Origin of the sequence: Brevundimonas sp. UBA7838 (assembly GCF_002500885.1) — a bacterium.
Lineage (GTDB): Bacteria > Pseudomonadota > Alphaproteobacteria > Caulobacterales > Caulobacteraceae > Brevundimonas > Brevundimonas vesicularis_C.
Genome location: NZ_DLTK01000153.1, coordinates 1 through 26,588, shown reverse-complemented (window position 1 = coordinate 26,588; position 26,588 = coordinate 1). Strand labels below are relative to the sequence as shown.

Annotated in this window: 25 protein-coding genes; 11 read left to right on the top strand and 14 right to left on the bottom strand. The window is 66.8% G+C overall.

All coding sequences use genetic code 11. The features are described from left to right. Positions 1-206 precede the first annotated feature (206 nt). The 4 genes from B3T77_RS15875 (at position 207) to alr (ending at position 5,843) form a co-directional block, all read left to right on the top strand. Positions 207-2,630, top strand: coding sequence for a TonB-dependent receptor plug domain-containing protein (locus B3T77_RS15875; protein ID WP_292080828.1), 2,424 nt, complete (start codon positions 207-209; stop codon positions 2,628-2,630). A gap of 160 nt (positions 2,631-2,790) precedes the next feature. Further along, positions 2,791-3,156 carry a hypothetical protein gene (locus B3T77_RS15870; protein WP_292080826.1) on the top strand — a complete coding sequence of 122 codons (366 nt, stop codon included), beginning with the start codon at positions 2,791-2,793 and terminating at the stop codon, positions 3,154-3,156. Between the two features lie 111 nt (positions 3,157-3,267). Continuing rightward, positions 3,268-4,758, top strand: a complete 1,491-nt coding sequence (locus tag B3T77_RS15865) for a replicative DNA helicase (RefSeq protein ID WP_066551169.1) — start codon at positions 3,268-3,270, stop codon at positions 4,756-4,758. Positions 4,759-4,796: 38 nt separating this feature from the next. Further along, positions 4,797-5,843 carry an alanine racemase gene (alr, locus tag B3T77_RS15860; RefSeq protein ID WP_292080823.1) on the top strand — a complete coding sequence of 349 codons (1,047 nt, stop codon included), beginning with the start codon at positions 4,797-4,799 and terminating at the stop codon, positions 5,841-5,843. Here the strand turns inward: alr and B3T77_RS15855 are convergent. Continuing rightward, complete coding sequence (locus tag B3T77_RS15855; RefSeq protein ID WP_055808406.1) at positions 5,837-6,484, bottom strand: Yip1 family protein; 648 nt, start codon at positions 6,482-6,484, stop codon at positions 5,837-5,839. The two genes, alr and B3T77_RS15855, sit on opposite strands and share 7 nt — an antisense overlap. Positions 6,485-6,656: 172 nt before the next feature. Between B3T77_RS15855 and radA the strand changes: the two genes are divergently transcribed. From radA to B3T77_RS15835, 4 genes are read left to right on the top strand one after another with little or no spacing between them, the layout of a single operon-like run. Beyond that, a complete protein-coding gene (radA, locus tag B3T77_RS15850) occupies positions 6,657-8,027 on the top strand; it encodes a DNA repair protein RadA (RefSeq protein ID WP_055754949.1) in 1,371 nt (456 codons plus the stop codon). 31 nt (positions 8,028-8,058) lie between these two features. Next, on the top strand, positions 8,059-8,655 hold the full coding sequence (locus B3T77_RS15845) for a CvpA family protein (RefSeq protein WP_165117229.1): 597 nt from the start codon (positions 8,059-8,061) through the stop codon (positions 8,653-8,655). A 26-nt stretch (positions 8,656-8,681) separates the two neighbouring features. Then, complete coding sequence (gene purF / locus B3T77_RS15840; RefSeq protein ID WP_292080821.1) at positions 8,682-10,187, top strand: amidophosphoribosyltransferase; 1,506 nt, start codon at positions 8,682-8,684, stop codon at positions 10,185-10,187. Between the two features lie 58 nt (positions 10,188-10,245). Beyond that, positions 10,246-10,998: an SDR family NAD(P)-dependent oxidoreductase gene (locus tag B3T77_RS15835; protein WP_292080817.1), complete on the top strand. Its 753-nt coding sequence runs from the start codon at positions 10,246-10,248 to the stop codon at positions 10,996-10,998. Here B3T77_RS15835 and B3T77_RS15830 read toward each other — a convergent pair. From B3T77_RS15830 to B3T77_RS15795, 8 genes are all read right to left on the bottom strand, one after another. Continuing rightward, positions 10,995-11,480: an NUDIX hydrolase gene (locus tag B3T77_RS15830; protein WP_292080816.1), complete on the bottom strand. Its 486-nt coding sequence runs from the start codon at positions 11,478-11,480 to the stop codon at positions 10,995-10,997. The genes B3T77_RS15835 and B3T77_RS15830 overlap by 4 nt on opposite strands. Positions 11,481-11,484: 4 nt before the next feature. Further along, on the bottom strand, positions 11,485-13,104 hold the full coding sequence (gene der / locus B3T77_RS15825) for a ribosome biogenesis GTPase Der (RefSeq protein WP_055754955.1): 1,620 nt from the start codon (positions 13,102-13,104) through the stop codon (positions 11,485-11,487). Positions 13,105-13,135: 31 nt separating this feature from the next. Next, entirely contained in the window at positions 13,136-14,518 is a 1,383-nt protein-coding gene (locus tag B3T77_RS15820) for a PQQ-binding-like beta-propeller repeat protein (protein ID WP_088582173.1), read from the bottom strand. A gap of 26 nt (positions 14,519-14,544) precedes the next feature. Next, positions 14,545-15,375 carry a tetratricopeptide repeat protein gene (locus B3T77_RS15815; RefSeq protein ID WP_292080811.1) on the bottom strand — a complete coding sequence of 277 codons (831 nt, stop codon included), beginning with the start codon at positions 15,373-15,375 and terminating at the stop codon, positions 14,545-14,547. Positions 15,376-15,454: 79 nt separating this feature from the next. After that, positions 15,455-16,291: a 3-methyl-2-oxobutanoate hydroxymethyltransferase gene (gene panB / locus B3T77_RS15810; RefSeq protein ID WP_153923170.1), complete on the bottom strand. Its 837-nt coding sequence runs from the start codon at positions 16,289-16,291 to the stop codon at positions 15,455-15,457. Positions 16,292-16,360: 69 nt separating this feature from the next. Beyond that, positions 16,361-16,777, bottom strand: coding sequence for a hypothetical protein (locus tag B3T77_RS15805; protein ID WP_017506107.1), 417 nt, complete (start codon positions 16,775-16,777; stop codon positions 16,361-16,363). After that, complete coding sequence (locus tag B3T77_RS15800; protein ID WP_055808384.1) at positions 16,767-17,324, bottom strand: RNA polymerase sigma factor; 558 nt, start codon at positions 17,322-17,324, stop codon at positions 16,767-16,769. Before B3T77_RS15800 ends, B3T77_RS15805 begins: the two co-directional genes overlap by 11 nt. A gap of 24 nt (positions 17,325-17,348) precedes the next feature. Further along, positions 17,349-17,747, bottom strand: coding sequence for a DUF6249 domain-containing protein (locus B3T77_RS15795; RefSeq protein ID WP_055808381.1), 399 nt, complete (start codon positions 17,745-17,747; stop codon positions 17,349-17,351). 175 nt (positions 17,748-17,922) lie between these two features. Here B3T77_RS15795 and B3T77_RS15790 point away from each other — a divergent pair, with 175 nt between their 5' ends. Then, the gene (locus B3T77_RS15790; RefSeq protein WP_055808379.1) at positions 17,923-18,162 is read left to right on the top strand and encodes a DUF2188 domain-containing protein; all 240 of its coding nucleotides are present in this window, start codon (positions 17,923-17,925) and stop codon (positions 18,160-18,162) included. A 7-nt stretch (positions 18,163-18,169) separates the two neighbouring features. Next, positions 18,170-18,979 (top strand): endonuclease/exonuclease/phosphatase family protein, encoded by an 810-nt coding sequence (locus tag B3T77_RS15785; protein ID WP_292080802.1) that lies wholly within the window; start codon positions 18,170-18,172, stop codon positions 18,977-18,979. On the opposite strand, the gene B3T77_RS15780 is transcribed toward B3T77_RS15785, so the two are convergent. From B3T77_RS15780 to B3T77_RS15760, 5 genes are all read right to left on the bottom strand, one after another. Continuing rightward, positions 18,972-19,319, bottom strand: a complete 348-nt coding sequence (locus tag B3T77_RS15780; protein ID WP_292080800.1) for an ArsC family reductase — start codon at positions 19,317-19,319, stop codon at positions 18,972-18,974. The genes B3T77_RS15785 and B3T77_RS15780 overlap by 8 nt on opposite strands. A gap of 62 nt (positions 19,320-19,381) precedes the next feature. Continuing rightward, entirely contained in the window at positions 19,382-20,449 is a 1,068-nt protein-coding gene (locus B3T77_RS15775) for a sensor histidine kinase (RefSeq protein ID WP_292080798.1), read from the bottom strand. Between the two features lie 31 nt (positions 20,450-20,480). Continuing rightward, the gene (locus B3T77_RS15770) at positions 20,481-21,419 is read right to left on the bottom strand and encodes a hypothetical protein (RefSeq protein ID WP_292080796.1); all 939 of its coding nucleotides are present in this window, start codon (positions 21,417-21,419) and stop codon (positions 20,481-20,483) included. A 372-nt stretch (positions 21,420-21,791) separates the two neighbouring features. After that, positions 21,792-22,508: a hypothetical protein gene (locus tag B3T77_RS15765; RefSeq protein WP_292080794.1), complete on the bottom strand. Its 717-nt coding sequence runs from the start codon at positions 22,506-22,508 to the stop codon at positions 21,792-21,794. A gap of 53 nt (positions 22,509-22,561) precedes the next feature. Continuing rightward, positions 22,562-25,180 carry a TonB-dependent receptor domain-containing protein gene (locus tag B3T77_RS15760; RefSeq protein ID WP_292080792.1) on the bottom strand — a complete coding sequence of 873 codons (2,619 nt, stop codon included), beginning with the start codon at positions 25,178-25,180 and terminating at the stop codon, positions 22,562-22,564. A 173-nt stretch (positions 25,181-25,353) separates the two neighbouring features. Between B3T77_RS15760 and B3T77_RS15755 the strand changes: the two genes are divergently transcribed. Beyond that, entirely contained in the window at positions 25,354-26,442 is a 1,089-nt protein-coding gene (locus B3T77_RS15755; protein ID WP_292080789.1) for an ABC transporter ATP-binding protein, read from the top strand. Positions 26,443-26,588 lie beyond the last annotated feature (146 nt).

The window sequence follows — 26,588 nt, the reverse complement described above, 5'->3', positions numbered from 1 at the left end:
GCCATGACCGCCGGGACCTCCCCGACCTTGCGGTTGGAGAGGCCATGAAGATCACCCCCCGTTTTACGGCGACGCCGCCCGCCATCGCGCGATGTTGCGGCTGAGACCGCACGCCATACCCAATCCCAAGCCGATCATAAAAGCCCGTCGCGGTTAGCGGCGGCGATGCGCGCTCGCGCCAAAAACAGACTTTAGGAAATCTCTCAATGCGCTCTCTTTCTCAACGAGCCGCCGCACCGGCCCTGCTCGCCACCGTCTCGACCTTCGCCCTGCTGACCGCCGCCCCGGCCTTTGCTCAAAGCGCCGAACCCGTCGCCGATGAGGCGGCGCAGGTGGACGATATCGTCGTGACCGGCACGCGGGTCCAGAACCGGTCGCGCCTCGACACCCTTGCGCCCGTGGATGTCGTGACGTCCGACGCGTTGCAGACGCGCGGCACCACCGAGTTCGCCACCGCCCTGGCCCAGGCCGTGCCGTCGCTGACCTTCCAGCGGCCGTCCGCCAACGATGGCTCGGACTCGATCCGCCCAATCACCCTGCGCGGCCTGTCGCCGGACCAGACGTTGGTGCTGATCAACGGCACGCGTCGCCATGCGTCGGCCCTGGTCAACGTCAACGGCGTGGTGGGGCGCGGGTCGGCCGCCGTCGATCTGAACACCATTCCGACCGGCGCTCTGGACCGGGTTGAGGTGCTGCGCGATGGCGCCTCTGCGCAATACGGCTCGGACGCCATCGCAGGCGTGGTGAACCTGCGCCTGAAGCAGGCCTCCAGCGGCGGCGGCGCCAGCGTGACCTACGGCCAGTATTTCACCACCGTGAAGACCGCGCGCGGTGAACGCGATGAGACCGACGGCGGCACCGTCACGGCCTCGGCCTGGCAAGGGTTCTCGCTGGGCGACGACGGCTTTCTGACCCTGTCGGCGGAGTATCTGAACCGCGAGTCGACCAATCGCTCGGACTATGACCCCCGCGCGGCGGCGAACGGGGCGATCACCGCCCGCTTCGGCGACCCGGACGTGGAGCAGTGGACCGTCTTCGCCAACGCCGGCAAGGGCCTGGGCAACGGCTGGGAGGCCTATGGTTGGGCCGGCTATCAGGACCGTGACAGCGAAGGCGCCGCCTTCCCTCGCCTGTCCGACAACGTCAACAATGTCGCCTCGATCTACCCGAACGGCTTTCTGCCGAAGGTCGCCATCAATTCGAAAGACGCCTCGCTGGCCGGCGGCCTGCGCGGCGAACTGGCGGGCTGGAACACAGACATCAGCCTGACCTATGGCCGCAACGCCCTGGACTTTCGCACCGAGGATTCGCTGAACTCCACCTACGGCGCGACTTCGCCGACCAGCTTCGATTCCGGCAGCCTGATCTACGATCAACTGGTGCTGGGCGCCGACTTCAGCCGTGAGTTCGAAGTCGGTTTGTCCGGCGGCCCGCTGAACTTTGCCTGGGGCTTGGAGCAGCGCTGGGAGAACTACAAGATCGAGGCCGGCCAGCCCGAGAGCTACAACCGCGGGCCGTTGGGCGCCAACACCGCCCTGACCGGCGGCGCCCAGGGCTTCGTCGGCTTCCAGCCCTCGAACGCCGTGGATGTCGACCGCGACAACTTCGCCGCATACGCCGACGTTGAAATTCCCCTGACCGACAAGCTGCGCGTCGAGGGCGCCGTGCGGTTCGAGGACTATTCCGATTTCGGCGACACCCAGACGGGCAAGCTGTCGGCCCGCTATGACTTCACCCCCAGCTTCGCCCTGCGCGGTTCGGTCTCGACCGCCTTCCGTGCGCCGTCGTTGCAGCAGTCGTATTTCACCTCGACCGCCTCGGTGATCCAGAACGGCGCCGTGGTCGAAACCGGCACCTTCCCGGCCACCAGCGCAGTCGCGACGGCTCTTGGCGCGCGTCCGCTGAAGGCTGAGACCTCGACCAACTACTCGGTGGGCGCCGTGGTGCGTCTGGGCCGGTTCGACCTGACGGTCGACGCCTACAAGATCGACATCGACGATCAGATCGTTCTGTCCGAACTGATCAACCGGACGTTCTCGGGTCAGGTCGCCAGCCTGCTGGATCCGCAAGGCGTTCAGGCCGCGCGCTTCTTCCTGAACGGGGTCTCGACCTCGACCGAAGGCGTGGACATCGTCGGGCGTTACCGTCTGCCGACCGATACGCTCGGCGATTTCGACTTCACCGTCGCGGCAAACGTCAACGACGTGTCGGTCAACCGCGTGCCGACGTCCTCCTCGGTTCTGAACCCGGTACCGACGCTGTTCGCCCGCCAACGCATCCTGACCATCGAAGACGGCACGCCCGACACCAAGGTCTCGGCGTCGGCGGACTGGAGCCGGGACAAGTGGGGCGCCACGGTTCGCGCCACCTACTATGGCGACGTGTTGCAACCCGGATCGACGGCGGCGAATGACTACAGCACCGGGGCCAAAACGGTCGTGGATCTGGAAGGCCGGTTCCAGCTGACCGAACGCGTGGGCGTGGCGATCGGCGTAGATAATGTGTTCGACGAATATCCGGACTTCGTCCCGTCGTCGCTGAACTCCAACGGCGTTCTGGGCTTCCCCTACTATTCGCCCTTCGGTTTCAACGGCCGCTACGGCTATGCGCGCCTCAGCCTGAAATGGTGAGGTCGGGCTGAACGCCAGCCGGGCAAGGACGCTCCTCAGAGCGCCCTTTTCCTTGTTCGCATTACGAAATCTTCAGCTTGACCGTTCCGCTTCGCCCCAGTTGCGACACATATCGCCGTTCAACCTGGGCGCTGCCAGAGGGGGCTTTGGAGGGGACCAGATGAAGACCAGATCAATCGCAGCCGGCGTCTTGGCGCTGACGCTTTTCGCCGGCGCGGCCAACGCCATGACGGTTCAGCAATTCCTGACGACCGCCAACACCATTCCTCAGAACCCCACCGCCCTGCTGCGCTCCGACACCCGGCGCCTGATGGCCGAGTTCCGGGGCGCCGTTCGCACCGTCCGCGCCGAACAGACCCAGGCCAAGGCGGCCGGCCGTCAGCCCGCGACCTGCATGCCCGACAAGGTCAGCGTCTCGCCCAACGCCATCCTGAGCCGTTTCAACGCCATTCCGCAGAGCCGTCGCAACATCAGCGTGACACAGGCCTTCCGCGAATGGATGGCGCACGACTATCCGTGCGCCTGACCCGCGCCGATTGAGGAATTCCGGTTCGTCCCCAAGGCGGGATGATCTGTCCACGGTCCAGGCGGCGTCCGAGTCTGACGCAGGGGCGTGAGAGGGCTAAAGCGTTAATCGATGAACGCCTTCGCCCCCATGCCCTTTTCGTCGTCTCCGCTGGACTCCGGCGGCGTCACTTCGATGCCGCACAATCTGGAGGCCGAGCAGGCGCTGCTGGGCTCGCTGATGTTCGACAACGCCGTGTTCGAGCGGTTGAACGACCGGCTGCGTGGCTCGCACTTCTACGAACCGTTCCACCAGCGGCTGTTCGACGCGATCGAGGACCATATCCGACAGGGGCTGCTGGCCGAGCCCACCATCCTGATGGAGCGATTCAAGCAGGACCCGGCGTTCCAGGAGTTCGGCGGCCTGCGCTATCTCGCCGATCTGGTCGACCGCGCGCCGCCCGCCGCCAACGCGCCCGACTACGCCCGCGTCGTCTATGACCTAGCCCTGCGCCGCGACCTGATCCGCATCGGCGGCGACATGATCAAGGAGGCGCCCAATCCGGAGACGCCCGCCGACGAGCAGATCGAACAGGCCGAACAGACCCTGTATTCGCTGGCCGAGACGGGCAAGCCCTCGTCCGGTTTCGTCAGCTTCTCCAACGCCTTGTCCGGCGCCGTTCAGATGGCGGCCGAAGCGTATCAGCGCGAAGGAAAGCTGGCCGGTCTGGCCACCGGCCTGAACGATCTGGACCGCAAACTGGGCGGCCTGCACCCGTCCGACCTGCTGATCCTCGCCGGCCGTCCGTCGATGGGCAAGACGGCGCTCGCGACCAACATGGCCTTCAATGTGGCCCGCGCCTATCAGTGGGAGCCGACGCCCGAGGGCCGCAAGACGGTCAACGGCGGCGTCGTCGCCTTCTATTCGCTGGAAATGAGCGCCGAACAGCTGGCGATGCGTATTCTGGCCGACGCGTCCGGCGTGTCCTCGGACAAGCTGCGCAAGGGCGAGATCGACGCCACCGACTTCGGCAAGTTGCGCGACGCCGCGGTCGAGATTGGCGAAAGCCCCCTCTACATCGATGCCACCGGCGGCCTGTCCATCTCCAAGCTGGCGGCCCGCGCGCGCCGCCTGAAGCGCATGGAACATGGGCTGGACCTGATCATCGTCGACTATCTGCAACTGGTCACGACCGGCAACAGCGGCGGCCAGAAGAACCGCGTGCAGGAGGTGTCCGAAATCACCGGCGGGCTGAAGGCCCTGGCCAAGGAACTGTCAGTGCCGATCATCGCCCTTTCGCAGCTGTCGCGTCAGGTCGAGCAACGCGACGACAAACGCCCGCAACTGTCCGACCTTCGCGAATCCGGCTCGATCGAGCAGGACGCCGACTGCGTGATGTTCGTCTATCGCGAAAGCTACTACCTGGGCCGCGCCGAGCCTCGTGAGGGGACCGAGGAACACCTGCAATGGCAGCAGGACATGGACCGCTTGCAAGGCCAGGCCGAGGTCGTCATCGGCAAGCAGCGCCACGGCCCCATCGGCATCGTCAAACTGGCCTTCGACGCCGACACCGTCCGCTTCGGCAACCTGGCGCACGGCTATGAGGAAGTCAGCTACGAGTAGCCTCTTCCATCGGCGCGGTGTTGGCGCATAAGGACGCCATGACCGCATCGACCCCCGCCGTCCTCTCCGTCGATCTGAACGCCCTGGCGCGCAACTATCACACGCTGGAGGCCGTCAGCGGCCAGCCGGTGCATCCCGTGGTCAAGGCGGACGGCTATGGGCTGGGCGCACAGGCTGTGGCGACGCGGCTGATGGCCGAGGGGGCGCGGACCTTCTTCGTGGCGCGGGCGGCGGAGGGCGTGCGGCTGCGCGCGGCCTTGGGCGCCGACGGTCCCGTCATCTATGTGCTCGACGGCTGCCACGGCGACGATGCGGCGATGCTGAAGGCGTCGGACTTGCGGCCCGTGCTGAACCATCCGGCGCAGATCCAGGCCTGGAGGGCGGCGGGTGGCGGGACCTGCGCCCTGCAGATCGACACCGGCATGAACCGGTTGGGTATTCGGCCCGAGGACGCGCCTGACGCTTTCGACGGCCTGGCCCTGGTCCTGACCCACCTCGCCTGCGCCGACGACCCGGCCAATCCGATGAACCGGCGCCAGCGTGACGCCTTCGCGAGCGTTCTGGATCGCTATCCGGGCGTGATCCGGTCGTTCGCCAACTCCAGCGGCTGTTTCCTGGGCCCAGACTTCGCCTTCGACACGGTGCGCCCCGGCATCTGTCTTTACGGCGGCGGCCCAGAGGGGCGTCCCGATCCCCGCATCGCGCCGGTGGCCACGCTGACGGCCGAGGTGCTTCAGGTCCGCCACGTGCCGGCGGGCGAGAGCGTCGGCTATTCGCGTGGCTACATCGCCGAACGCCCGATCAAGGTCGCCACCGTGGCGGCCGGCTATGCGGATGGTTTGCTGCGCGCCTACTCGCCCGAGGGCGTCGTCTGGATCGCCAACGAGACCCGGCCGCTGCTGGGTCGGGTCTCGATGGATGTCTGCGCGGTGGACATCACCGGCCTGGATGTCGCGGTCGGCGATCCGGTCGAACTATTCGGCCCGCACCGCCTGTTGGACGACGCCGCGGCCGCTGCGGGGACCATCAGCTACGAGCTGCTGACCTCGATCACCCCCCGCGTGCCGCGCGTCTATTCTCAGTAGCCGGCGCCCATTCCGGCGAGCCCGGCCATGCCGACCGATGCGGCGACGAAGCTCATCGAAATAGCTCCCACGATCGCCGAGATGATGAAATACATCACGACGCCGGCGATCACCGTCACGATGAAATAGCCGACCTTCTTGTCTTCCGGCACCTTCATCAGGATCGGCAGGCCGACGAACAGCAGATAGAAGCTGTAGAGGCCCAGGATGGCCAGGATGCCCAGCATCGGGATCAAGCCGAAGACCCCCGCCAGCCAGGCGGCGGTCCAGGAATAGACGGCCAGCTTCATGGCCTGAACCTTGTTGGCCGTCCCGCCGAAGTTCGGCGCCAGCGCATTGATGATCAGTCCTAGCAAGAAGACACCCAGCAAGGACATGCCGTAGCTGACGAGCGCCACGACGATCGCGCCCACGATCGACAGCTTCACGCCCATGATCGGCATCAACTGACCGCCGAGCAGCGAACAGACCGGGCCGATCGCCGCCAGGATCATCGCATAGCGGGTGAACAGGCTTTTGGTCGTGGCGAACTCGCCGTCGATCTTGAGCCATTCAGACTTGGGTTGCAGCAGTATGCCCTTGACCCGCGCGACAAGGGCCGGATCGACAGCGGGTTGGGAGTGGGTCGTCGGATCGGTCATGACAGGCCTCGGCGAGAGAAGATGCGCGGATGTTGACGTTGCGTCGCTTCAAGAAGCAAGGGCGTGCGACACATTCTCAATCCTTCAGTATGGCAAAGGTTGCGCCTGCGACCGAAACTGTCGTGAGCCGACGTTATGTCCGACGCGACCGGTCGATCTGCTAAGGAAGCCCATGGCTCGCGATTCCGCTCTTTATGTCTGTCAGTCCTGCGGCTCGGTCCACAGCAAGTGGTCGGGCCAGTGCGGCTCCTGCGGTCAGTGGAACACCCTGAGCGAGGAAAGCCGCTCGGCCCCGCCCGGTGCGATCAAACCATCGGCGGCGGCTTCGGCCCGGACGCGTGGCATCCAGTTCGAGACGCTTCAATCCGACACGCCCGAGCCGCCGCGCATCACGACGGGCGTGGCCGAGTTCGACCGCGTCTGCGGCGGCGGGGTCGTGCCCGGCTCGGCAATCCTGCTCAGCGGCGATCCGGGCGTCGGCAAGTCCACCCTGTTGCTGGAGGTCGCGGCCAAGGCGGCGCTGCGTGGATCGCGCGTGGCCTATATCTCGGGCGAGGAGGCGGTCGAGCAGATCCGCGCGCGCGCCAAGCGGATGGGCCTGGCCGACGCGCCGGTCAATCTGGCGGCGGCGACAGCGCTGCGTGAAATTCTGGGCACGCTGAAGCGCGAACAGTTCGACATCGTCATCGTCGATTCGATCCAGACCCTATGGTCCGACGTGCACGAGAGCGGCCCCGGCTCGATCACCCAGGTCCGGGCCTGCGCCGGCGAGATGGTGCGGCTGGCCAAGTCGCAGGGCGTCGCCGTCGTCCTGGTCGGCCACGTCACCAAGGACGGCCAGGTCGCCGGCCCTCGCGTGGTCGAACACCTTGTCGACGCCGTCATGACCTTCGAGGGCGAGCGCGGCTATCCGTTCCGCATCCTGCGCGCCGGCAAGAACCGCTTCGGCGCCACCGACGAGATCGGCGTGTTCGAAATGGGCGACGCCGGTCTGCGCGAGGTCGCCAATCCCTCCGCCCTCTTCCTCGGCGAGGGCAAGGAGCGCGCGCCGGGCGCCGCCGTCTTCGCCGGGATCGAGGGCTCCCGCCCCGTCCTGGTCGAGATGCAGGCCCTGGTGTCCAAGTCCGCCTATGGCACCCCGCGCCGCGCCGTGATCGGCTGGGAGACGGGACGTCTGGCCATGGTGTTGGCCGTGCTGGAGGCCCGCTGCGGCTTCGGCTTCGGCGATCAGGACGTCTATCTGAATGTCGCGGGCGGCTTGCGCATCAACGAACCGGCGGCGGACCTCGCGGCGGCGGCGGCCCTGATCAGTTCGGCGACAGGCGTGTCCCTGCCCCAGGGCTGCGTCGTCTTCGGCGAAATCGGCCTGTCGGGCGAGGTCCGCAGCGTCGGCCGCGCCGAGGCCCGTCTGCGCGAAGCGCAAAAACTGGGCTTCGATCAGGTTCTGAGCCCGACTTTGACCGCCAAAACCAAAGGGGTGAAGGTGACATCCGTCACGCGCCTGACGGATGTGGTCGAACGAATCTCGCAGAACCGCTATTAGACCCTGGTAGCAACCGCAGGATCCCGCACGCGTGACCGGATACGACGTCTTCGCCATCGTGGTGATCCTGTTTTCCGTCGCCGCCGGCTGGGTGCGCGGCGGGGTGCGCGAGGTCATCACCCTGCTCAGCGCGACCCTGGCGGCCTTGGTCGCCCTGATCGCCCTGCCCTGGACCGCCGGCGTCACGCGCGCCTTCGTCGATCCCGAATGGGCCGGGTCGATCCTGGCCGCCGTCCTGACCTTCTTCGTCGTCTATTTCGGCCTGCGCCTGGTCGGGTCGATGATGTCCAAGAGCGCCAAGGACCATCCGCACCTCGGCGTCATCGACCGCATCTTCGGCCTGTTTATCGGCGGCGTCCGTGCGCTGGTCCTGATCGGCGCGGTGCATCTGGTCATCGTCGCAGCCCTGCCGGGCGAGCGCACGCCGCTGTGGCTTGGGAAGGCGGCACTCTATCCGGTCAGCGCCATGGGCGCGCGGATGATCCAGATCGTCCTGCCCAGCATCGGACGCGGCGCCGACGCCATCACGCCCGTCGTGGATTCGTCCGTACGCCGGGGGTTTTCGGACGACGAAGCCTTGCCCCCGACGCAATCAGAGCCTAACTCGCGCCGCGAAGCCGCCCCTTAAGTTTCCCCGGTCATCGGAGCCCCACGATGCGCCACCATGTCGCCGATCCCGTCGTTCACCGCGAGCACTGGCGCGAGCCGGAGGATGACCAGCTCCGTCTGGAATGCGGCGTCTGCGGCGTCTGGGGCGCGGACGAGGACGAAGGCTCTTCCGTCGTCGCCCTGGGTCTTCACGCCCTTCAGCATCGCGGCCAGGAAGCCTGCGGCATCGCCAGCGTCAAGGACGAGCGCTTCTATACCGAACGTCACCAGGGCCTGGTGGGCGAGGCCTTCGGCGGCGCCGACCTGATGACGCGGATGCCCGGCCGCGCGGCCGTGGGCCACACTCGCTACTCCACCGCCGGCGGCAGCTTCCTGCGCAACATCCAGCCGATGTTCGCCGATCTGGACCAGGGCGGCATCGCCATCGCCCACAACGGCAACCTGACCAACTTCAAATTCCTGCACGCCCAGCTCGTCAGCGAAGGCGCCATCTTCCAGTCGACCTCGGATTCCGAAGTCATCCTCCACCTGATCGCGCGCAGCCGCAAAGCCAAGATCGTTGATCGCTTCACCGACGCCCTAGCCCGGATCGAGGGCGGTTACGCCCTGGTGGCCCAGACCCGCACCAAGATGATCGGCGCGCGCGACCCGCTGGGCATCCGCCCGCTGGTGCTGGGTCAGTTGGGCGACGGCTGGGTTCTGGCCTCCGAGACCTGCGCCCTGGACATGATGGGCGCCACCTTCGTGCGCGATGTCGAACACGGCGAGATCGTCGTCATCGACGACAGCGGCCTGCGCTCGCTCAAGCCCTTCCCCGCCCGCGCGGCGCGTCCCTGCCTGTTCGAATACGTCTATTTCTCGCGCCCGGATTCGGTCGTGAACGGCCGCTCCGTCTATGAGGTCCGCAAGGAAATGGGTCGCGGCCTCGCCCGCGAACTGGGCGTCGAGGCCGACATCGTCGTGCCGGTGCCCGATTCCGGCGTTCCGGCCGCCCTAGGCTACGCCCAGGAAAGCGGCATTCCCTACGAAATGGGCATCATCCGCAGCCACTATCTGGGCCGCACCTTCATTCAGCCCAGCCAGGGCGCCCGGCAGAAGGGCGTGCGCATGAAGCACAGCCCCAACAAGTCGGCCCTGGCCGGCAAGCGCGTCGTGCTGATCGATGATTCCATCGTGCGCGGCACCACCTCGCTGAAACTGGTCCGCGCCGTGCGCGCCGCCGGCGCGACCGAGGTCCACCTGCGCTCGGCCAGCCCGCAAATCCTGTTCCCGGACTTCTACGGCATCGATATGCCCGAGCGCGCGCAGCTGCTGGCCGCCAACAAGACGCTGGAAGAGATGCGCGACATGCTGGAGGTCGATTCGCTCGGCTTCCTGTCCATCGACGGCCTCTATCGCGCGATGGGCGAGACCGGCCGCAACGCCGCCGCCCCGCAGTTCACCGACCACTATTTTACCGGCGACTACCCCACTCGCCTCTTGGATCGCGAGATTGAAGAAGGCGGCCGCGAGTTCGGCGCCAAACAGCTGTCCTTGCTGGTCAGCGCCTAGGGCAAAACCTGAGCGCGCGGGCCTTGGCTTGAGGGCCGAGGCCGCGCTATCAGCGGCCATGTCCGAACTTCCCCTGAACGACCGTATCGCCCTCGTCGTCGGCGCCTCGCGCGGCATCGGTTATGAGAGCGCCCTGGCCTTGGCCAAGGCCGGCGCCCACGTCATCGCGACGGCGCGCACCCAGGGCGGTCTGGAAGAGCTGGACGACGCCATCTTCGCCGCCACCCGCCGCCATGCGACCCTGATTCCGTTCGATCTGGTGGACGGCGGGGCCATCGACCGGCTGGGCGGCGCCATCTTCGAACGGTTCAAGAAGCTGGACATCTGGGTCCATTGCGCCGCCACCATGGGCCCCTCGGGCCTGACGCCGGTGTCGCACGCCGACCCGCGCGAGTTCGCCAAGGTCGAAAAGACCAACTTCACCGCCGTCTATCGCCTGATCCGCTCGCTAGAGCCGCTGCTGCGCGCGTCGGACGCCGGCCGCGCCATCCATTTCACCACCAGCGTCGCCAGCGCGCCCAAGGCCTTCTGGGGCATGTACGCCGCGACCAAGGCCGGCGCCGAGGCCTTGGTGAAGGCCTGGGCCGACGAGATCGAGAGCACGCCCGTCCGCGTCAGCATCGTCGATCCCGGCCGCATGCGCACCGCCATGCGCGCCCAGGCCTATCCGGGCGAAGACCCGTCCGTCCTGCCCCACCCCTCGGAAATCGCCCCCTTGGTGGTCGATCTGGCCCGCCCCGACGCTACGCCCCCGTTGACCATCAAGTTCCGCGACTGGACCACCGGCCGCTCGGTCGACGCCTTGATCTAACGATCGCCGATCAGCGGCAGGCGGAGCGAAGTCAGAATTTCCGCTAGTTCCGCCGGCCAGATCGTCTCCTTGGATTGGCGAATGTCGTCGAGGCTCCACCAGCGGTGTTCGGTCAGAATTCTCTGCTCCTCGTCCGTCCAGCCCTTGGGCGACAGGACGAAGTCGTCGGTACGCAGCAGGAAGAACCTCTGATCCACATCCGCCATCCGGCCGTCGGGCAGGCGGAAGCTGACGCGTACCTGGGCGACCTGCGGGCCGGGGTCTTCGACGACCAGCCCGGTCTCTTCGAACAGTTCGCGGCGCGCGGCGTCCTCGAAGGTTTCGTCGCCCTCGCACCCGCCGCCGGGCGTCGCCCAGAAGGCCGTGCCGGCGAGCGGTCCTTCGGAAAACACGAAGTGGAACAGCAGCACCCGCCCCTGCCCGTCCAGAATCAGCCAACGCGAGGTGGGCCGGGCCGGAAGCACGCTCTCGGCCTCGCTCACGCCGTCACTTCTTGGCGCCGCCCTTTTGGCCCGTGCGGATCCGGCCCGAGCGCGACACCTGGCGGGCGCCGCCACGCGCGCCCTTCTGAACCGCCACGGACGAACCGGCCTTCTTCGAGGCGCTGGACTTCAACCCGCCCAGAATCTTGGGCTGAGCCTTGCGGGTCTTCTTCTGCTCCAGCGCCTTGCCGGGCAGTTTGGACAGGGCCTCTTCCTTCTCGGCCTTCTTGACGCGGCGCGGCGCGGTCTTGGCGTCGCCCTTGTAGCGTTCCGGCCCGGACTTGGCGCCGCCCTCGGCATAGGGGTTCACCCCGCTGGACTTGACGTTCAGGCGGATCGGCGTGCCCGGAAGGTCGAAACTCTCGCGGATCGAGTTGACCAGATAGCGTTTGTAATGCTCCGGCATCGACTCGGCGCGGTTGGCCATCAGCACGAAGGTCGGCGGGCGGGCCTTGGTCTGGGCGATGTATTTCGGCTTGATCCGCTTGCCGTCCACGGCGGGGGGCGGGTGACGCTGGGTCGCCATGGACAGCCAGGTGTTCAGGTCCTTGGTCTTCACCTTGACCGACCAGGTGTCATAGGCCTGAAGCACCGCCGGCATCAGCCGCTCGACGCCGCGCCCGCTGTGCGACGACAGGGCCACGAAGGGCGACCCCTTCAGTTGCGGCAGCTTGTCCTCGGCCATGCCCTTCAGCTTGGCCATGCGCGACTGGGGCTCGTCTTCCAGGTCCCACTTCGACGCGACATAGACCAGGGCGCGGCCTTCGCGCTCGACCAGATCCGCCAGTTGCAGGTCCTGGGTGTCGAAGGCGTCGTCCTTGTCCATCATCAGGATGACGACTTCGGCGAATGTGATGGCCCGGATCGTGTCGGCGACCGACAGCTTCTCCAGCTTCTCCTGCACCCGCGCCTTGCGACGCATGCCGGCCGTATCGACCAGACGGATGTTCTTGCCCTCGAACTGCCAGTCGACCGAAATTGAATCGCGGGTGATGCCCGCTTCCGGCCCGGTCAACAAGCGGTCGTCGCCGATCAGGCGGTTGATCAGGGTGGACTTGCCGGCGTTGGGCCGGCCGATGACGGCGATGCGGATCGGCTTGTCCGGCTCGTCGATCTCCTCGACGAAGATGTCCTGCGAGGCCGCAACGATGGCGGCGTACAGATCGGCCATCCCCTCTCCGTGCTCGGCCGAGATGGCGACGGGTTCGCCGAAGCCCAGGGCGTGCGCCTCGCCGACGCCGCCGCCGCTTTCGCGGCTCTCGGACTTGTTGGCCAACAGGATGATCGGCTTGTGCACCCGGCGCAGGCGCTCGGCGAAGATCCGGTCCAGCGAGGTCACGCCCTCGCGGGCGTCCATCATGAACATGACCAGTTCGGCGTCGTCCAGCGCGGCCTCGGTCTGCTCACGCATCCGGGCTTCCAGGCTGTCGTCGGTGACGTCCTCGTATCCCGCCGTGTCGATCAGCGTCAGGTCCATGTCGCCGATGTTGCCGTCGGCGTAGCGCCGGTCGCGGGTCACGCCGGGGCGATCGTCGACGAGCGCCAGGCGCTTGCCGACGAGGCGGTTGAACAGTGTCGATTTGCCCACATTGGGGCGGCCGACGATGGCGACCTTCAGAGCCATGTCGGCCTTCTAGCTTAGTTTGGGCTGAAAATCAGCGGATGCAGATCAGTTGGCCGTTGTCGGTCAGCACATAGAGCGCGCCGTTATAGGCGGCCGGCGCGATATAGGCGGGCGCGCCCAGCTTCAGCGTCGTCTGCGCTACGCCGGTCTTCGGATCGAAGGCGACGGCTTCGCCGAACGAATTGACCATCACCAGACGGTTGGAGGCCAGCAGCGGCCCCGACCATTGCGGGCGGATGGTGCGACGACCGAAGGTCAGGAAGCCGCCCTCGCGGCGCTCGCGGCCCTCGTTCAGCTCGCGCGTCCAGTAGATCTGGCCCGTGTCACGGTTGGCCGTGATCAACTGCCCCGACTTGGACACCACGAAGACGGCGTCGCCGACCGGCAGCGGCGCGTTCACGCCCGTCACCGGCAGTTGCCACTTCGGCTGACCCGAACGCAGGTCCAGCGCCGACATCACGCCCGAGTGGCTGACGCCATAGACCATGCCACGGCTGATGACCGGACGGCCCGCCACGTCGCGAACCTCAGACAGGGCGCTGGTGCGGCTGGTGCGCGACAGGGTCTCTTCCCACACCGCCTGGCCGTTCAGGGCGCTCAGCGCGACCAGCTGGCCCGAGGCGAACGGGGCTACGACGGTCGTGCCGCTGACGGCGGGGCTGGAGGCGCGCATGACGCGCGCCGGCTCGGCGATGCCGCGATAGGTCCAGTCCTGGGCGCCGGTGTTGGCGTCGAAGGCGAACAGCTGGCTGTCGACGTCCACGACGAAGACCCGGTTGCCCGAGACGGTCGGGGCGCCGTGGATCGGGGCGTCCACCTGCTGGGTCCAGACCACCGCGCCGGTGTTGGCGTCCAGCGCCGTCATCGAGCGATAGCCGGACGAGACGAAGACCTTGCCGCCGCCCACGGCGACGCCGCCGCCGAAGCCGCCGTTGCGGTCTCGATCGGCGTTCTTGACGTTGGCCTTCCACAGGATCGCGCCGGTGTCGGCCGAAACCGCCGAAACGGTCGATTCGCCGTCCAGCACGAAGATCTTGCCGTCGGCGGCCACGATCGGGGCCATGACGTTGCCGACGTGGGCCGATCCCGAGCCGACGCCCCGCTTCCACGCGATCTGGAAGTTCGGCGCCGCAATGACGTGCTCGACCAGGTTCTCGGACGTGCCGCCGGGCTGCGTCCAGGCCGTCACGGCCTGCGGACCCGGCAGGAAGAAGTCGCGACCCGACAGGGCGGCCGACGGCGACAGGCTCTGTTCGAACTCCAGCACCGAAATGCGTTGCCCGGCCGAAGCGGTCGCGCCGGCGTCTTCCTTGCCGCCGCCCAGACCGAACGGCAGGTTGCGGCGCACGGTGCCGCAGGACGCCATCGTTGCGGCGACGCCGCAGATCAGCGCGACTTTCAGAACTCGGTTCATCGGGGGCGTCCTGTAAGGGGTCGTCACTATTGGGCGGCCGGCGCGGCGGCGGGAGCCGCCTGAGCGGGTGCGGCCTGAGCCGGGGCAGCTTGGGCCGTAGCAGCCTGAGCCGGAGCAGCCTGGGCGGCCGAGGGCGTCATCGCGTTCGCAGCGCCGGCGGCTGGAGGCGTCGCCTTGGCGGCGGCGTCGATGATGGGCTTGATGGCGGCTGCGGTGCCGGCGTCGATGGATTCCACGGCGATCTGGGCGCGCTGACGGATCGAGTCCGGCACGTCCTGACCCAGTTGCAGCAGCACGAAGGCCTCACGCGCTTCCTTGGTCTTGCCGTGTTGCAGGCGCGCCAGGGCCAGGGCTTCCTGGGCGAAGGCGTGCAGCGGGCGCTTGTCTTCGGCCAGCGGCGTCAGACGCTTTTCGATCTCGGCCAGCGGCGCGGTGTCCATGATCAGGAAGGCGGCCTTCAGGGCGGGCGGGTCCGACAAGATCGGATCGCTGGCCGCCTTGGCGGCTTCATCGAACAGGCGAACCGCGTCCTGGAACTTGTTGGCGCTGACGGCCAGGCCGGCCTGCTGCTGCAGGGCCAGGACCTTGTAGGCGCCGTTGCCTTCCTTGATCGCTTCCTCGAAGGCGGCGCGGGCGTCCATCGGCTTGTCGGCGCGCAGGGCCTCCATGCCGCGATCATAGGCCTCGGCGGCCTTGGCGGCCTTGTTGGAGTTCAGGCTGTCCCAGCCCCACCAGCCCAGGGCGCCGATCAGGGCGACGACCAGCACCACGCCGAAAACGGGCAGCCAGGTCTTGGCCAGGCGCTTCAACTTGTCGGAGCGAAGCTCCTCCTCGACCTGCTCGAAGACATCAACCACTGAAACGTCGCCCCAAAATCGCGAAATGCAAACCGGCGCGGACCCTAGAAGGTCGGCTCCCCGCCCGCAACGTCGTCCGTTACTGCGAAGCCGGCTTTTTCGAGAAGTAGGTCTCGACTTCGGCAGGAAAACGGCGGGTTTTCACATCGCTGGCGAAAGCGGCCGCCGCGCGGTCGATCTCGGTGCGCAGATCGGCGTATTTGCGCACGAACTTCGGGGTCCAGTCGAACATGCCCAGCATGTCATTGACCACCAGCACCTGACCGTCGCAGGCGGCCGAGGCGCCGATGCCGATGGTGGGCGCGTCGATCGTCTCGGTGATCTCGCGCGCCAGCGATTCGGCGACGCCCTCAATGACGATGCAGAAGGCGCCGGCCTCGGCGACGGCCTTGGCCTCGGCCAGCACCCGATCACGCTCGCTCTCGGTCCGGCCCTTGGCCTTGAACCCGCCTTCGGCCAGGATCGCCTGCGGGCGCAGGCCGACATGGCCCATGACAGGAATGCCGCGCTTGACCAGGAAGGCGACGATCTCGGCCATTTCGATGCTGGTCTCCAGCTTCACCGCCTGGGCGCCCGTCTCCTTCATCACCCGCACGCAGTTGGCGTAGGCGACCTCCTTGCCGCCCTCGTAGGAGCCGAAGGGCATGTCCACGACCACCATGGCCCGTTTGGCGCCGCGCACGACGGCCTGCCCGTGCAGGATCATCATCTCCAGCGTCACGCCCACGGTATTGGGCAGGCCGTGCACCGCCATCCCCAGGCTGTCGCCGACCAGCAGCACATCGCAGTGCGGATCCAGCAGGGCCGCCATCGGCGCGTCATAGGCCGTCAGGCAGACGATGGGCTCGCCGCCCTTGCGCCCCGCGATATCGGGCACGGTAATGCGTTTGACGCTCTCTTGGGTGTGGACGGACATCGCCGGGCCTCCTGACGTGAAGGGGTCAGATAGGCCCCTGCCCCGCCGGTGTCACCCTTGCAGCCGCGCTCACACGTCCTGCGATAGCTTCGCCACGCCCGCCGCCATCAGGGCGACCAGGGCGCCGGCGACGATCCAGAAGGCCATCATGCCCGAGCCGTTCATCACATCCAGCGACCCGACGCCGAGACCTTGAAGGCCCAATCCGTCCAGGCCTGATTGCGCCGCACCCTGCGCCGTGGCGGCTGCGGCCCTGAGGCCTTGCGCCAAGGTCGTATCGCCGTCGGCGGTGAAGTTGATGTTCACCCCCTCGCGCACCGCCAGCACGCCGCCGATCAATCCCGCCGCCGTCAGGGTCAGGGCGCGCCAGCGCGACCGCGTCTCCATGCGCGCCTGGACCGTAGCCAGGAACAGGGCCTCGTCCGGCAGGCTCGGCGCCTGGGCGAACAGCCTTTCGATCATCGGATCGAATTCGTCAGCCGACATGGACCGACCTCCCGCCTGAGCCGTGCGCCGGTTGAAGCCGCGCACGGAGTTTATCCAGACCACGTTTGACATGCGATTTCACCGTGCCAAGCGGCAAATTCATGGCTGCCGCGATTTCCGGATGCGACATCCCTGCGCCGTGGCACAGGGAGACGCAGACACGCTCTGTTTCGCTGAGCGTCTTCAACGCCTCGTCCAGGTCCATCAGACCGCCGCGGTCGACGACCACATCCGCCTGATCGGCCTCGATCTCGGCGACGTAGCGCGCCTCCTTGGCCACCCGCTTCAGATAGAGTCGTGCGGCGATCTTCTTGATCCAGCCCGCAAACGTCCCCTGCCCGCGAAACTCCGCGCACCGCTGAAACCCTTGCAGAAAGGCGTCCTGCGCCACGTCGTCGGACAGGGACGGCGTCGCCCCCATCCGGCGCAGCAGCCCCCGCACCGCCGACCCGTGCCGACGCACCAGCTCGCCATACTCCCGCCGACCACCGGCCGCCGCCTGGGCGGCCAGCTCCACATCGTGGAAGTCTCTCAATGATTTGACCATGACGTTTCCCCCTTCCGGCGGACGTCAGTCTTTGTTCGGGTTGAAGAAGCCCAGGATGATGAAGGCGACGCCGATGGCTGCGGGAATACAGGCGATGCCCAGCAACGCGCCCTGGCCATTGCCGCCCCAGACGTGCGTCGTGCCCTGAACGACGATGCCGAACCCGGCGATGCCGATACCGCTCGCCAGGCTGAGCACGCCCTTGCGAATGTCCTTGCTGCGCGACGGCAGCCCCTTCTGCACATCCTTTGTCATCACATCGAGCAGTTCGGGCGGCAGTTCCTGACCCTTGTCGACGGCGAGACGCACGGTCTCCTGCATGTCGCGCTTTTCGCGGTACTTCAGGAAGGTGGGGCCGAAGACGATGGCCGTAATCGTGCCGAAGACGGCGAAGATGGCGAAGATCGGAATGAAGTCTTCCATGTCGAGTATCCCTTGAACCGTTGCAGCAGCCTGATGCGGCGGCCTTCTGATCACAAGAGGCTGGCCGACGCCTCAACGGATGCGCGGCGTTAGGTGAAATCTTCGTAAGGTCGCCGTTTCGGCCGCCGCCGGTTCGGTCTAGGGTCCGGTCTCATCAATCGCAGGAGCGCATCCCATGGCCCATGTCACCTATCGCATCGTCGAACATGACGGCGGCTGGGCCTACAAGTCCGGCGACACCTATTCCGAAACCTTCGCCACCCACGACGACGCCAAGGCCGCCGCCGTGCGCGTCGCGCGCGAACAGCGCGTGCCGGACCAGACCGCCGCCATCGAATACGAGACCGCCGCCGGCGAATGGGTCACCGAAAGCGCGGACGGCCACGACCGTCCCTCGACGGACGTCGAGGGCTGAGGCCAAGATGATCCACCGTCGCACCCTGCTGGCCGCCGCCGCCCTCGCGCCGCTGGCAGGCTGCGCCACGGCCCCAAAGGCTAAGACGCCCACCGAGCTGAAGCTCGTCACCTTCAACATCTGGCACAACATGGGCGACTGGGCCGCCCGTCGTCCGCTGCTGGTCGCCGCGCTGAAGGCCCAGGACGCCGACGTCATCGCCCTTCAGGAGGTGCTGGAGGACGCCAATGTCGGGCTGGAGAACCAGGCCCGGATGCTGGCGCGCGAGCTGGGCGGCTATCATGTCGCCTTCGTCTCGACCGACGCCGAGGGCGCCCCGCGCCGCTATGGCAACGCCCTGCTGACCCGCCTGCCGGTTCTGGCCGAGGCCTCGACCAAGCTCGAGCCGCTCGACGATTTCCGCACCGCGCTTCGGCTTCGCGTGGCGGTCCAGGGTCGCCCGGTCGATGTCGTCGTCACCCATCTGGCGTGGCAACAGGACGCCGGCCCGGTCCGCGCCCGCCAGATCGCATCCCTGCTCGGCTGGCTGCCGCAGGACGGCACGCCCTTGATCGTCATGGGCGACTTCAATGCGACGCAGGAGGATTCCGGCCTCGCGACCCTGACGGGCCCCCGCTTCTTCAGCGCCCTGCCCCGCGGCGCGGTCACGACCACCCTGAACCCGGCCAAGGGTCATCCCGAGCGCGTCATCGACCACGTCTTCTTCGAACAGGCCGCCTTCACGCCCGGCGAGGCCCGTCGCTTCGGCGATACGCCGACCAACGGCGAATATCCGTCCGACCACTTCGGCGTCGTCGCGACCGTCCGTCTCAGGTAAGCGCCGAGGCGTAGGCCTCGGGCTTGAACCCCACCAGCCGCCGATCCCCCAGATCCAGCACCGGCCGTTTAATCATCGACGGCTGGGCCGTCATCAGCGCGATCGCCTTCGACTTGTCGATGTCCGCCTTGTCGGCTTCGGGCAGCTTCTTGAAGGTCGTCCCGGCCCGGTTCAGCACCGTCTCCCAACCGTGCTCGTCGACCCACTGGCCCAGCCGCCCCGCATCCACCCCGGCCTTCTTGTAGTCGTGGAAGACGTAATCGACCCCCTGCTGCTCCAGCCAGACCCGGGCCTTCTTCACCGTGTCGCAGTTGGGAATGCCGTAGAGGGTGTAGGTCATGGGTCTCTCGAAGATCATGGTTCAAGCGGATTCAGCCGCTTTCGCCCCCTCGTCGAGCATCGTCAACTGTCGGTCAGACGCGACGCCGGCGCTGTGAACGTCGCCGAGAACCCCTCCACTCCGTAACGAAGATCCGCGCCGCCGCACCCCAGCAGGCCTCTCGCGAGCAGTTTGACGCCAAAGCCGGTCTTGAGCGGCGGATGGGCCGGCGCGCCCCCGCCTTCGATCCAGGTCAGGACGAGTTCACCCTCATCCAGCCGCCAATCGACCGAGACGCGGCCGCCGTGCTTGGCGAGGGCGCCATGCTTGAACGCGTTCGTCGTCAGTTCGTGGATGATCAAGGCGACCGTCTGCGCCACACGCGGCGACAGGTGCACCGACGGCCCCGAGATGGAAACCGGCCTGCGCACCAGATTCCCCACCGCGTCGCGAACGATCTCACCGAGGTCGCCGCCATTCCACGCCTTTTCGTCCAGAGTCTGCTGGGTCTTGGCGATGGCGTTCAGTCGCTCGTCGAAACGCTCCAGCACATCCCGATCGACGCCCGACAAGGTGCTGCGGGCGACCGCTTGAACCAGCGCGAGCGTGTTCTTCACCCGGTGGCCGCATTCGTCGACCAGCATCTGCCGGTGTTGCTCGCCCCGCACCCGCTCGGTCGTTTCGATTGCGATATTGAGAATGCCGACGATCGCGTCGCCGTCCCGCACGGGGCTGTAGGACAGCACCCAGCAGGTGTCTTCCGAATAGCCGTTTCGAACCATCGTCAGCGGCAGGTCTTCCAGAAAAACGGTTTCGCCTGCCAGCGCGCGCTCCGTTAGAGGGCGCAAATCGTCCCACACCTCATGCCAGACCTGGTCCAGCGGACGGCCCAGGGCGTTCGGATGCTTTTGTCCGAGCAGCGGAATGTAGGCGCCGTTGTAGAGCAAGGTGCGCTCCGGGCCCCACATGACGCTGGCCGCGAAACCCATTCCCATCATCATGTCATAGGTAATGCTCAGCGCGGGCGACCAATCGCGCTTTGGCCCCAGGGGCGTCGTCGCCCAGTCGAAGGCATCAATAAGGGCTGGCATCGGCGCGGCCCCTGTTGACGACGGCATTCGACGAGCAACCGACGAATGCAGCCCCAGCATCGATCTGTGATGCGAACCTCATCATCGTCGTTCAGAACAATCGAATGGTTTCGCTTGGCCGATCGACGATCACGCCCGCGACATAGAGTTTGCGCACCAGTTGCTGCGTGCCGAGGATCGTCCGGCTTTGGAAATCGAGCCAGTTCGCGACCAGGGTCTGATCTGGCAGATTGATGTCTCTCTTGCCCGCGACCCGGATGACCAAGCCTGCCTTTTCAAGCTGACCCAGGTGCCTGCGAACCGTTTCATCGTCCATTCTGGCGGCCTTGGCGACATCGATCACGCTCACCGGCCCGAGCGGCGGGTTCAGCGGGGCAAGACGGCCGGCGTCCGGCTCGCCCTGAATAACTCGCAAGGCGCTTCCGGTGAGATGCGACAGCCAAAGCAGGACGTAGTGCGTCGTCAGGCTGATTTCGGGCTTCAGCGATCGGGCGTGCTGGATGCCTTTCAGGACGTGCGCCGTCATCAGCCGCGTCGCCAGGCCTGCGACAGGCCAAGCTGGCGTGACGACCCGGTCGCCGTCGCGGGCGCCGCATGCGTTCAGCATCGCCAGCCCATCGACAAACTCCACCGTGGCCAGAAGGAAGGCTTCCATCGCGGACTTGAACGGTTTCGACTGCGACACCTCGGCGCGCAAGACGAAGCCGCCGTCGGTCCGCACCAGCACGCCCCGCTCCACCAATCCCGCCAGTTTGGTGCGTGCGCTCTCGCGCGGCACGCCCAGGGACATAGCGATGCTGATTGCATTCACAGGCCGCCGCAGGGCGTTCGGCAAGATGCCGGCTCCAATGGAAGAGTCGCGTGCCGCACCTTCGTCGTCGGCGCCTCTGACGTTTGCATCCACGACGCCCGCGGTCAGCAGGGCGGATATCAGATCCTCGTCGATCCAGGTGCGGGATGCGGCGATGAAATCGAGGGTCAGCTTCGTATTCAGCCAAGCGACCTGAGCGGCCTGTAAACGCAGAGACATTGGCGGACCGTTTGAGGCTTCGACGAACACTGTCGCCCTCGTTCGCGCCCCTGTCGACAAGGCAACTACCGAAAATGAGGTTTCTGGACAGATGCCGGCCGACGACCGATCCACGCACAAAGGCGCAGCCTTGCCGTCATTGTTCGCCGACAAATCCCCTTTAGTGTCGGGCGCTTAGAGACGGCCTTCGTCAATCGACCTTAAGTGTCCCCGAACGGGACTATGATGTCGACGGGTCTTTGAAAACAGCAGCGCTCAGCAATTGCACCACCTTGCACTTTGCACGCCTTTTCGGGACGCCGTGCAATTTCGCTCGGTCGCTGATTTCAGACGAATTAGACGAATTAGACGGTGTTTTTGTCAGGCGACCGTTTAGGCCGCGAACCCGGCGAAGACGCCGATGACCATCACGATGAAGGTCGCAACGACGCTGGACAGACCGATGGCCGTCATCACGATCAGGCCCTTGGCCAGGCCAGGAACCACGCCCCGATACCACCGTCCCCGCCCCATCCGCATGAAGGCCACGATGCCCAGCGCCAGCATCAAAAGGCTGCACGCCGCGGCCAGCGGGCCGGGGCTGAACATGAACCAGGCCAGCGGCAGCAACGGGACGGTCCAGGCGTTCAGATAGGCGAAGGCCGCGCGGAACCCGCATCTCAGGCCCAGGTCCTCGGCGTCCCACAGGCGAAACAGCGGCATGGCCGCCAGGGCGTAGAGCGGCGCCATGATCGGCACAGCCACCAGCGACATCCAGCCGTCGGCGTCCGACATGAAGGCGTCGCGCGACTTGCCCGCCTCCTGAAGCAGGGGGTTCAGCACCTCGGCCGGCATGCCTTCCAGATAAAGGCTCAAGCCCCCACGCAGAAAGACGATCAGCATCAGGATCGCGTTCAGCGCCAGATACAGCTTCAACGGCTTGGCGTAACGCCCGCCCCCCGTCGGCCCCTCGATCATCCAGGCCTGCAGCACCAACCGGGGCCGCACCAGCAGGTCGCGCGCGGTCCGCATCTCTGCGCCGCCAAAGCCCAGCGCGTCCTCGGAAAGGTCCTTGAACGCCTGCTTGCGCGTCGTTTCGCCGTCGGTCATCGGATTCCCCCTAAGGGATGCATACACCGCCCGGTTGACCGCGCAACCGCCGATCAGAACCGCTTGCTCAGGCCGATGCTGACCACCCGTCCGCGCGGATCGGCCACGACCGGGTCATAGCCCAGGGCGAACTGCGCCAGCGGCGGGGCCTTATCGGCCACATTGACCACCCCGACCGACAGATCCAGGTCGACGCCGATCGTGCGGCGGTAGAGCAGGTCGACCGTCGTCTGGCTGGCGATGCTGGCGTCGGTGATGCCGCTGCGGTCGTTGGCGTATCCGTCGGTATAGTGGACCAGGGCTGTAATCGCATTCGCCCCGCTGCTCCAGCCCAGGGCGAACTCCCCGCGATTGCGCGGCAGGGATCGGCCGATGTTGTTCAGATTGGTCGAAGCGACGCCCGACACCTTGGCGGCCGACGCGTCCAGCCGGATGTCATAGGCGTCCACATAGGTCCAGGTCGCCGAGGTCGTCGCCTCCCCGCCCCACAGACCGCGCCGATAGCGGGCCGATAGGTCGATCCCTTGGGTCTCGATGGACGAGGCGTTTACGAAATACAGCTGCACGAAGGTCAGGGCGCCGCTGGCCGAACGGGTGATGCGGCTCTGCGCCTCCGTGCCGGTCCGCCCCGCCGCCGTATCGGCCGCCGCCTGGTTGATGAGGGCCTGGGCCGACTCCTTGACCACCTGATCGGTATAGTCGAACCGCCAGGCGTCTACGCCAAGCTCCAGCCCTTCGACCGGCGTCCAGACTGCGCCCAAGTTCAGGCTCTCAGACTTCTCGGGCTTCAGGTCGGCCTGGCCCGAGGTCAGGGTGTTGACGAAGACGAACGCGCCCCGGTCGAACACCGACGGCTGCGACGCCTGCGCCCCCGACTGGGCATAGACCGACGGCGCCCGGAACCCCTGCCCCCACGACGCGCGCAGGGCCAGCGCGTCGGTGACGTCCCACCGGATCGCGGCCTTGGGGCTGAACCGGCCCTCGTTGCCATCATAGGATTCATAGCGCCCGGCCAGTTGCGCCTCGATACGGTCGCCCAGATGGAGGCGGGCTTCGGCGAAGGCGGCCAAGGCTTCCTGATCGCCCTCGAAATCCGGCGACACGCCCGCCGTCAGCAGATCCCCTCGGTTCACCAGATCGCTCCAGTCGTGACGGAAGCCGCTGCGGCGATACTGGGCGCCGACGGCGACATCGACCGACCCGCCGACCCAGGCCAGGGCCTCCCCGCTGGTCGAGGCGTCCGCGGTCGTCAGGGTCGCCGCGCCCCGCAGACCGGTCGAGCCGATCAGGCTGTCGATCAGGCCGGCGCTGTTCGCTGTCCCGGTCCCCAGATCGGCGCTGCCGAACGGGTTGAAATACTGGCAGGGTCCGACGCCGGGCGTGCCCGTCGCGGCATTGCAGCCCGCCCCGCCCAGGCCGTTCATCGCATTCTGCAAGGCGCTGCCGATGGTGTCGGGCTTGTCATAAACGACATGCTGACGGCTGCTGGTCGCCGACAGGTTCCAGGTCCAGCCATTACCGAAGCGCCCATCCAGCCCAGCCGCCAGACGCCAGGTGCGATAGTCGAACTCCGCCTGCGACGCGCCGGCCTCCGCCCCCAGCAGCCGTCCACGGAACAGAACCGCCTCACCGAACGGATTGTCGGGATGGCTCGCCGGCACGGTCAGCGACCGCGCCAGGATGGGCAGAGACGGCGACTGGCGCGCGATGGTGTTCGTCGCCGACCACGCCCCTTGCAGCGACAAGGTCATGTCGCCCACAGGTCGTCGGTAACCCGCGAACAGCTGCGTGCGCGTCTCCTCCGGGACCAGATCGAAGAAGTCGGAATAGTCGAGCCGGCAGAAGGCGTCCGTGGGCGAGTTCCGATAGGCGCTGCCGAACGCCGGATCGCCGCACGCCGGATCGGGCGAAAACCCATTGCGGCTGGGTCGGAAATAGGAGCCCGGCTGGCCATAGCTGGTCACGGCTGTCCAGGCGGCGCGGCCATAGCGTTCGGCCTGGGTGAAGTCTCGCTCATCCGACCCAAGGGCCGAACGATGGAAATGCGAGGCCGCCAGCGTCAGGTCGCCGCCTAGCAGGCCGAACCCGCCGAGCGCCTCGATCACGCTCTCTTCCGACCCGTCGGCGACGGCGTATTTGGCGCTCATCTCGGGGCGTTCCACGCCCCGCCGGGTAATGAAGTTGACCACGCCCGCCACCGCGTCAGAGCCATAGACCGCCGAGGCGCCGTCCTTGACCACCTCGACCCGCTGAAGCGCGATCATCGGAACCAGCGAGTTGATATCGACGAAGCCCGAGCCGTCCGTCGCCACCACGGCGCTGTTGGTCCAGCGCTGGCCGTCCACCAGGACCAGGGTCGAGCCGAGGCCGAGATTGCGCAGGTTGAACTGAGCCGTACCCGAACTCTGCGGCTGGTTCAGCTGATCGACCTGGGCCTCGGAGCCCGAGTTGGCCGTGACCAGCCGGACCAGCTGAGAGGCATCGGCGATGCCGGCGGCGGCGATGGTTTCGCGGGCCACAGTCTCTACCGGGGCGATCCGCTCGCCGCCCGCGATCCGAGAGCCGGTGATCACCACATCGTCTACGCGCGAAGCCTCCTGGGCCTGGGCGGCCGCAGCCGTCGCCAGCCAGACGATCGAGCCTGTCGTCATCAAGAAGTTGCGCTGCGTCATTCGGATACTCCCCCGCGATTGGCAGCGGGCTTCTATCCAGCACTTCGTTTTTGCGAAAGCCTAATTTTGCAATTTTGCAATTTCAGTTGTCGGCGAGACGTCGTCCGGCATTGATCCCGCCATGTAACCGGTTACGGTGCGGCAAAACAAAACCGGTCAGGGAAGCAGGAAGCATGGCGAACGTCCGTCTGGTCGATGTGAAGAAGGCGTTCGGCGCCGTCGAGGTGCTGAAGGGCGTCGATCTGGAGATCGCCGACGGCGAGTTCGTCGTCTTCGTCGGTCCCTCGGGCTGCGGCAAGTCCACACTGCTGCGCACCATCGCCGGGCTGGAAGAGGCGACGACGGGCCAGGTTCTGATCGGCGACCGCGTGGTCAACGACCTTTCGCCGTCGGACCGGGGCATCGCCATGGTGTTCCAGTCCTATGCGCTCTATCCGCACATGACCGCCTACGAGAACATGGCCTTCGGCCTGAAGCTGGCCAAGACGGACAAGGGCGAGATCGATCGCCGCGTCCGCGCCGCCGCCGAGGCGCTCAGCATCACCGACTATCTGGATCGCAAGCCCAAGGCGATGTCCGGCGGCCAGCGCCAGCGGGTCGCTATCGGCCGCGCCATCGTGCGCGAACCCGAGGTCTTCCTGTTCGACGAGCCCCTGTCCAACCTAGACGCCGCCCTGCGCGTACGGATGCGCTATGAGTTCGCACGGCTGCACGCCGAACTGAAGACCACCATGATCTACGTCACCCATGACCAGGTTGAGGCCATGACCCTGGCCGACCGGATCGTGGTGCTGAACGCCGGTCGGATCGAACAGGTCGGCGCGCCCATGGGGCTGTACGAACACCCCGCCAACCTGTTCGTCGCCGGCTTCATCGGCAGTCCCAAGATGAACCTGCTGGCCGCTGAGATCGTGGAAGCCTCGGCTGCTGGAGCTACGGTGAAGACGTCCGCAGGCGAGACGATCAGGGTGTCGGTTGACGCCGCCTCGGCCAAGCCCGGCGACGCCGTCACCCTGGGCGTCCGTCCCGAACACCTGACCATGACCAGCGACGGCGATGCGCTGACCGCCGAGGTCATGTTCGTGGAAACCCTGGGCGCGACGACCATGGCGCACCTGAAGCATCCAGCGTCCGAAGACACGCTGACGGTTCAGCTGGCGGGTGAACTCCGCGCCAAGGCGGGCGAGCGCCTGACGCTGCACGTCCCCGCGAAACAAGCGCATCTGTTCGACGCGGCCGGTAAGGCGTTCCAGAGGCTCTGACCCCTCTCCCATTGGGAGAGGGCTTGAGCGCACGAGAGCGTTAGCGATCGTCCTTCGCGCGAAAGGGTGAGGGTCGGATGGTGCGACCTAGCCTACCGGCCGCCCCTCATCCGGCCCTTCGGGCTACCTTCTCCCAATGGGAGAAG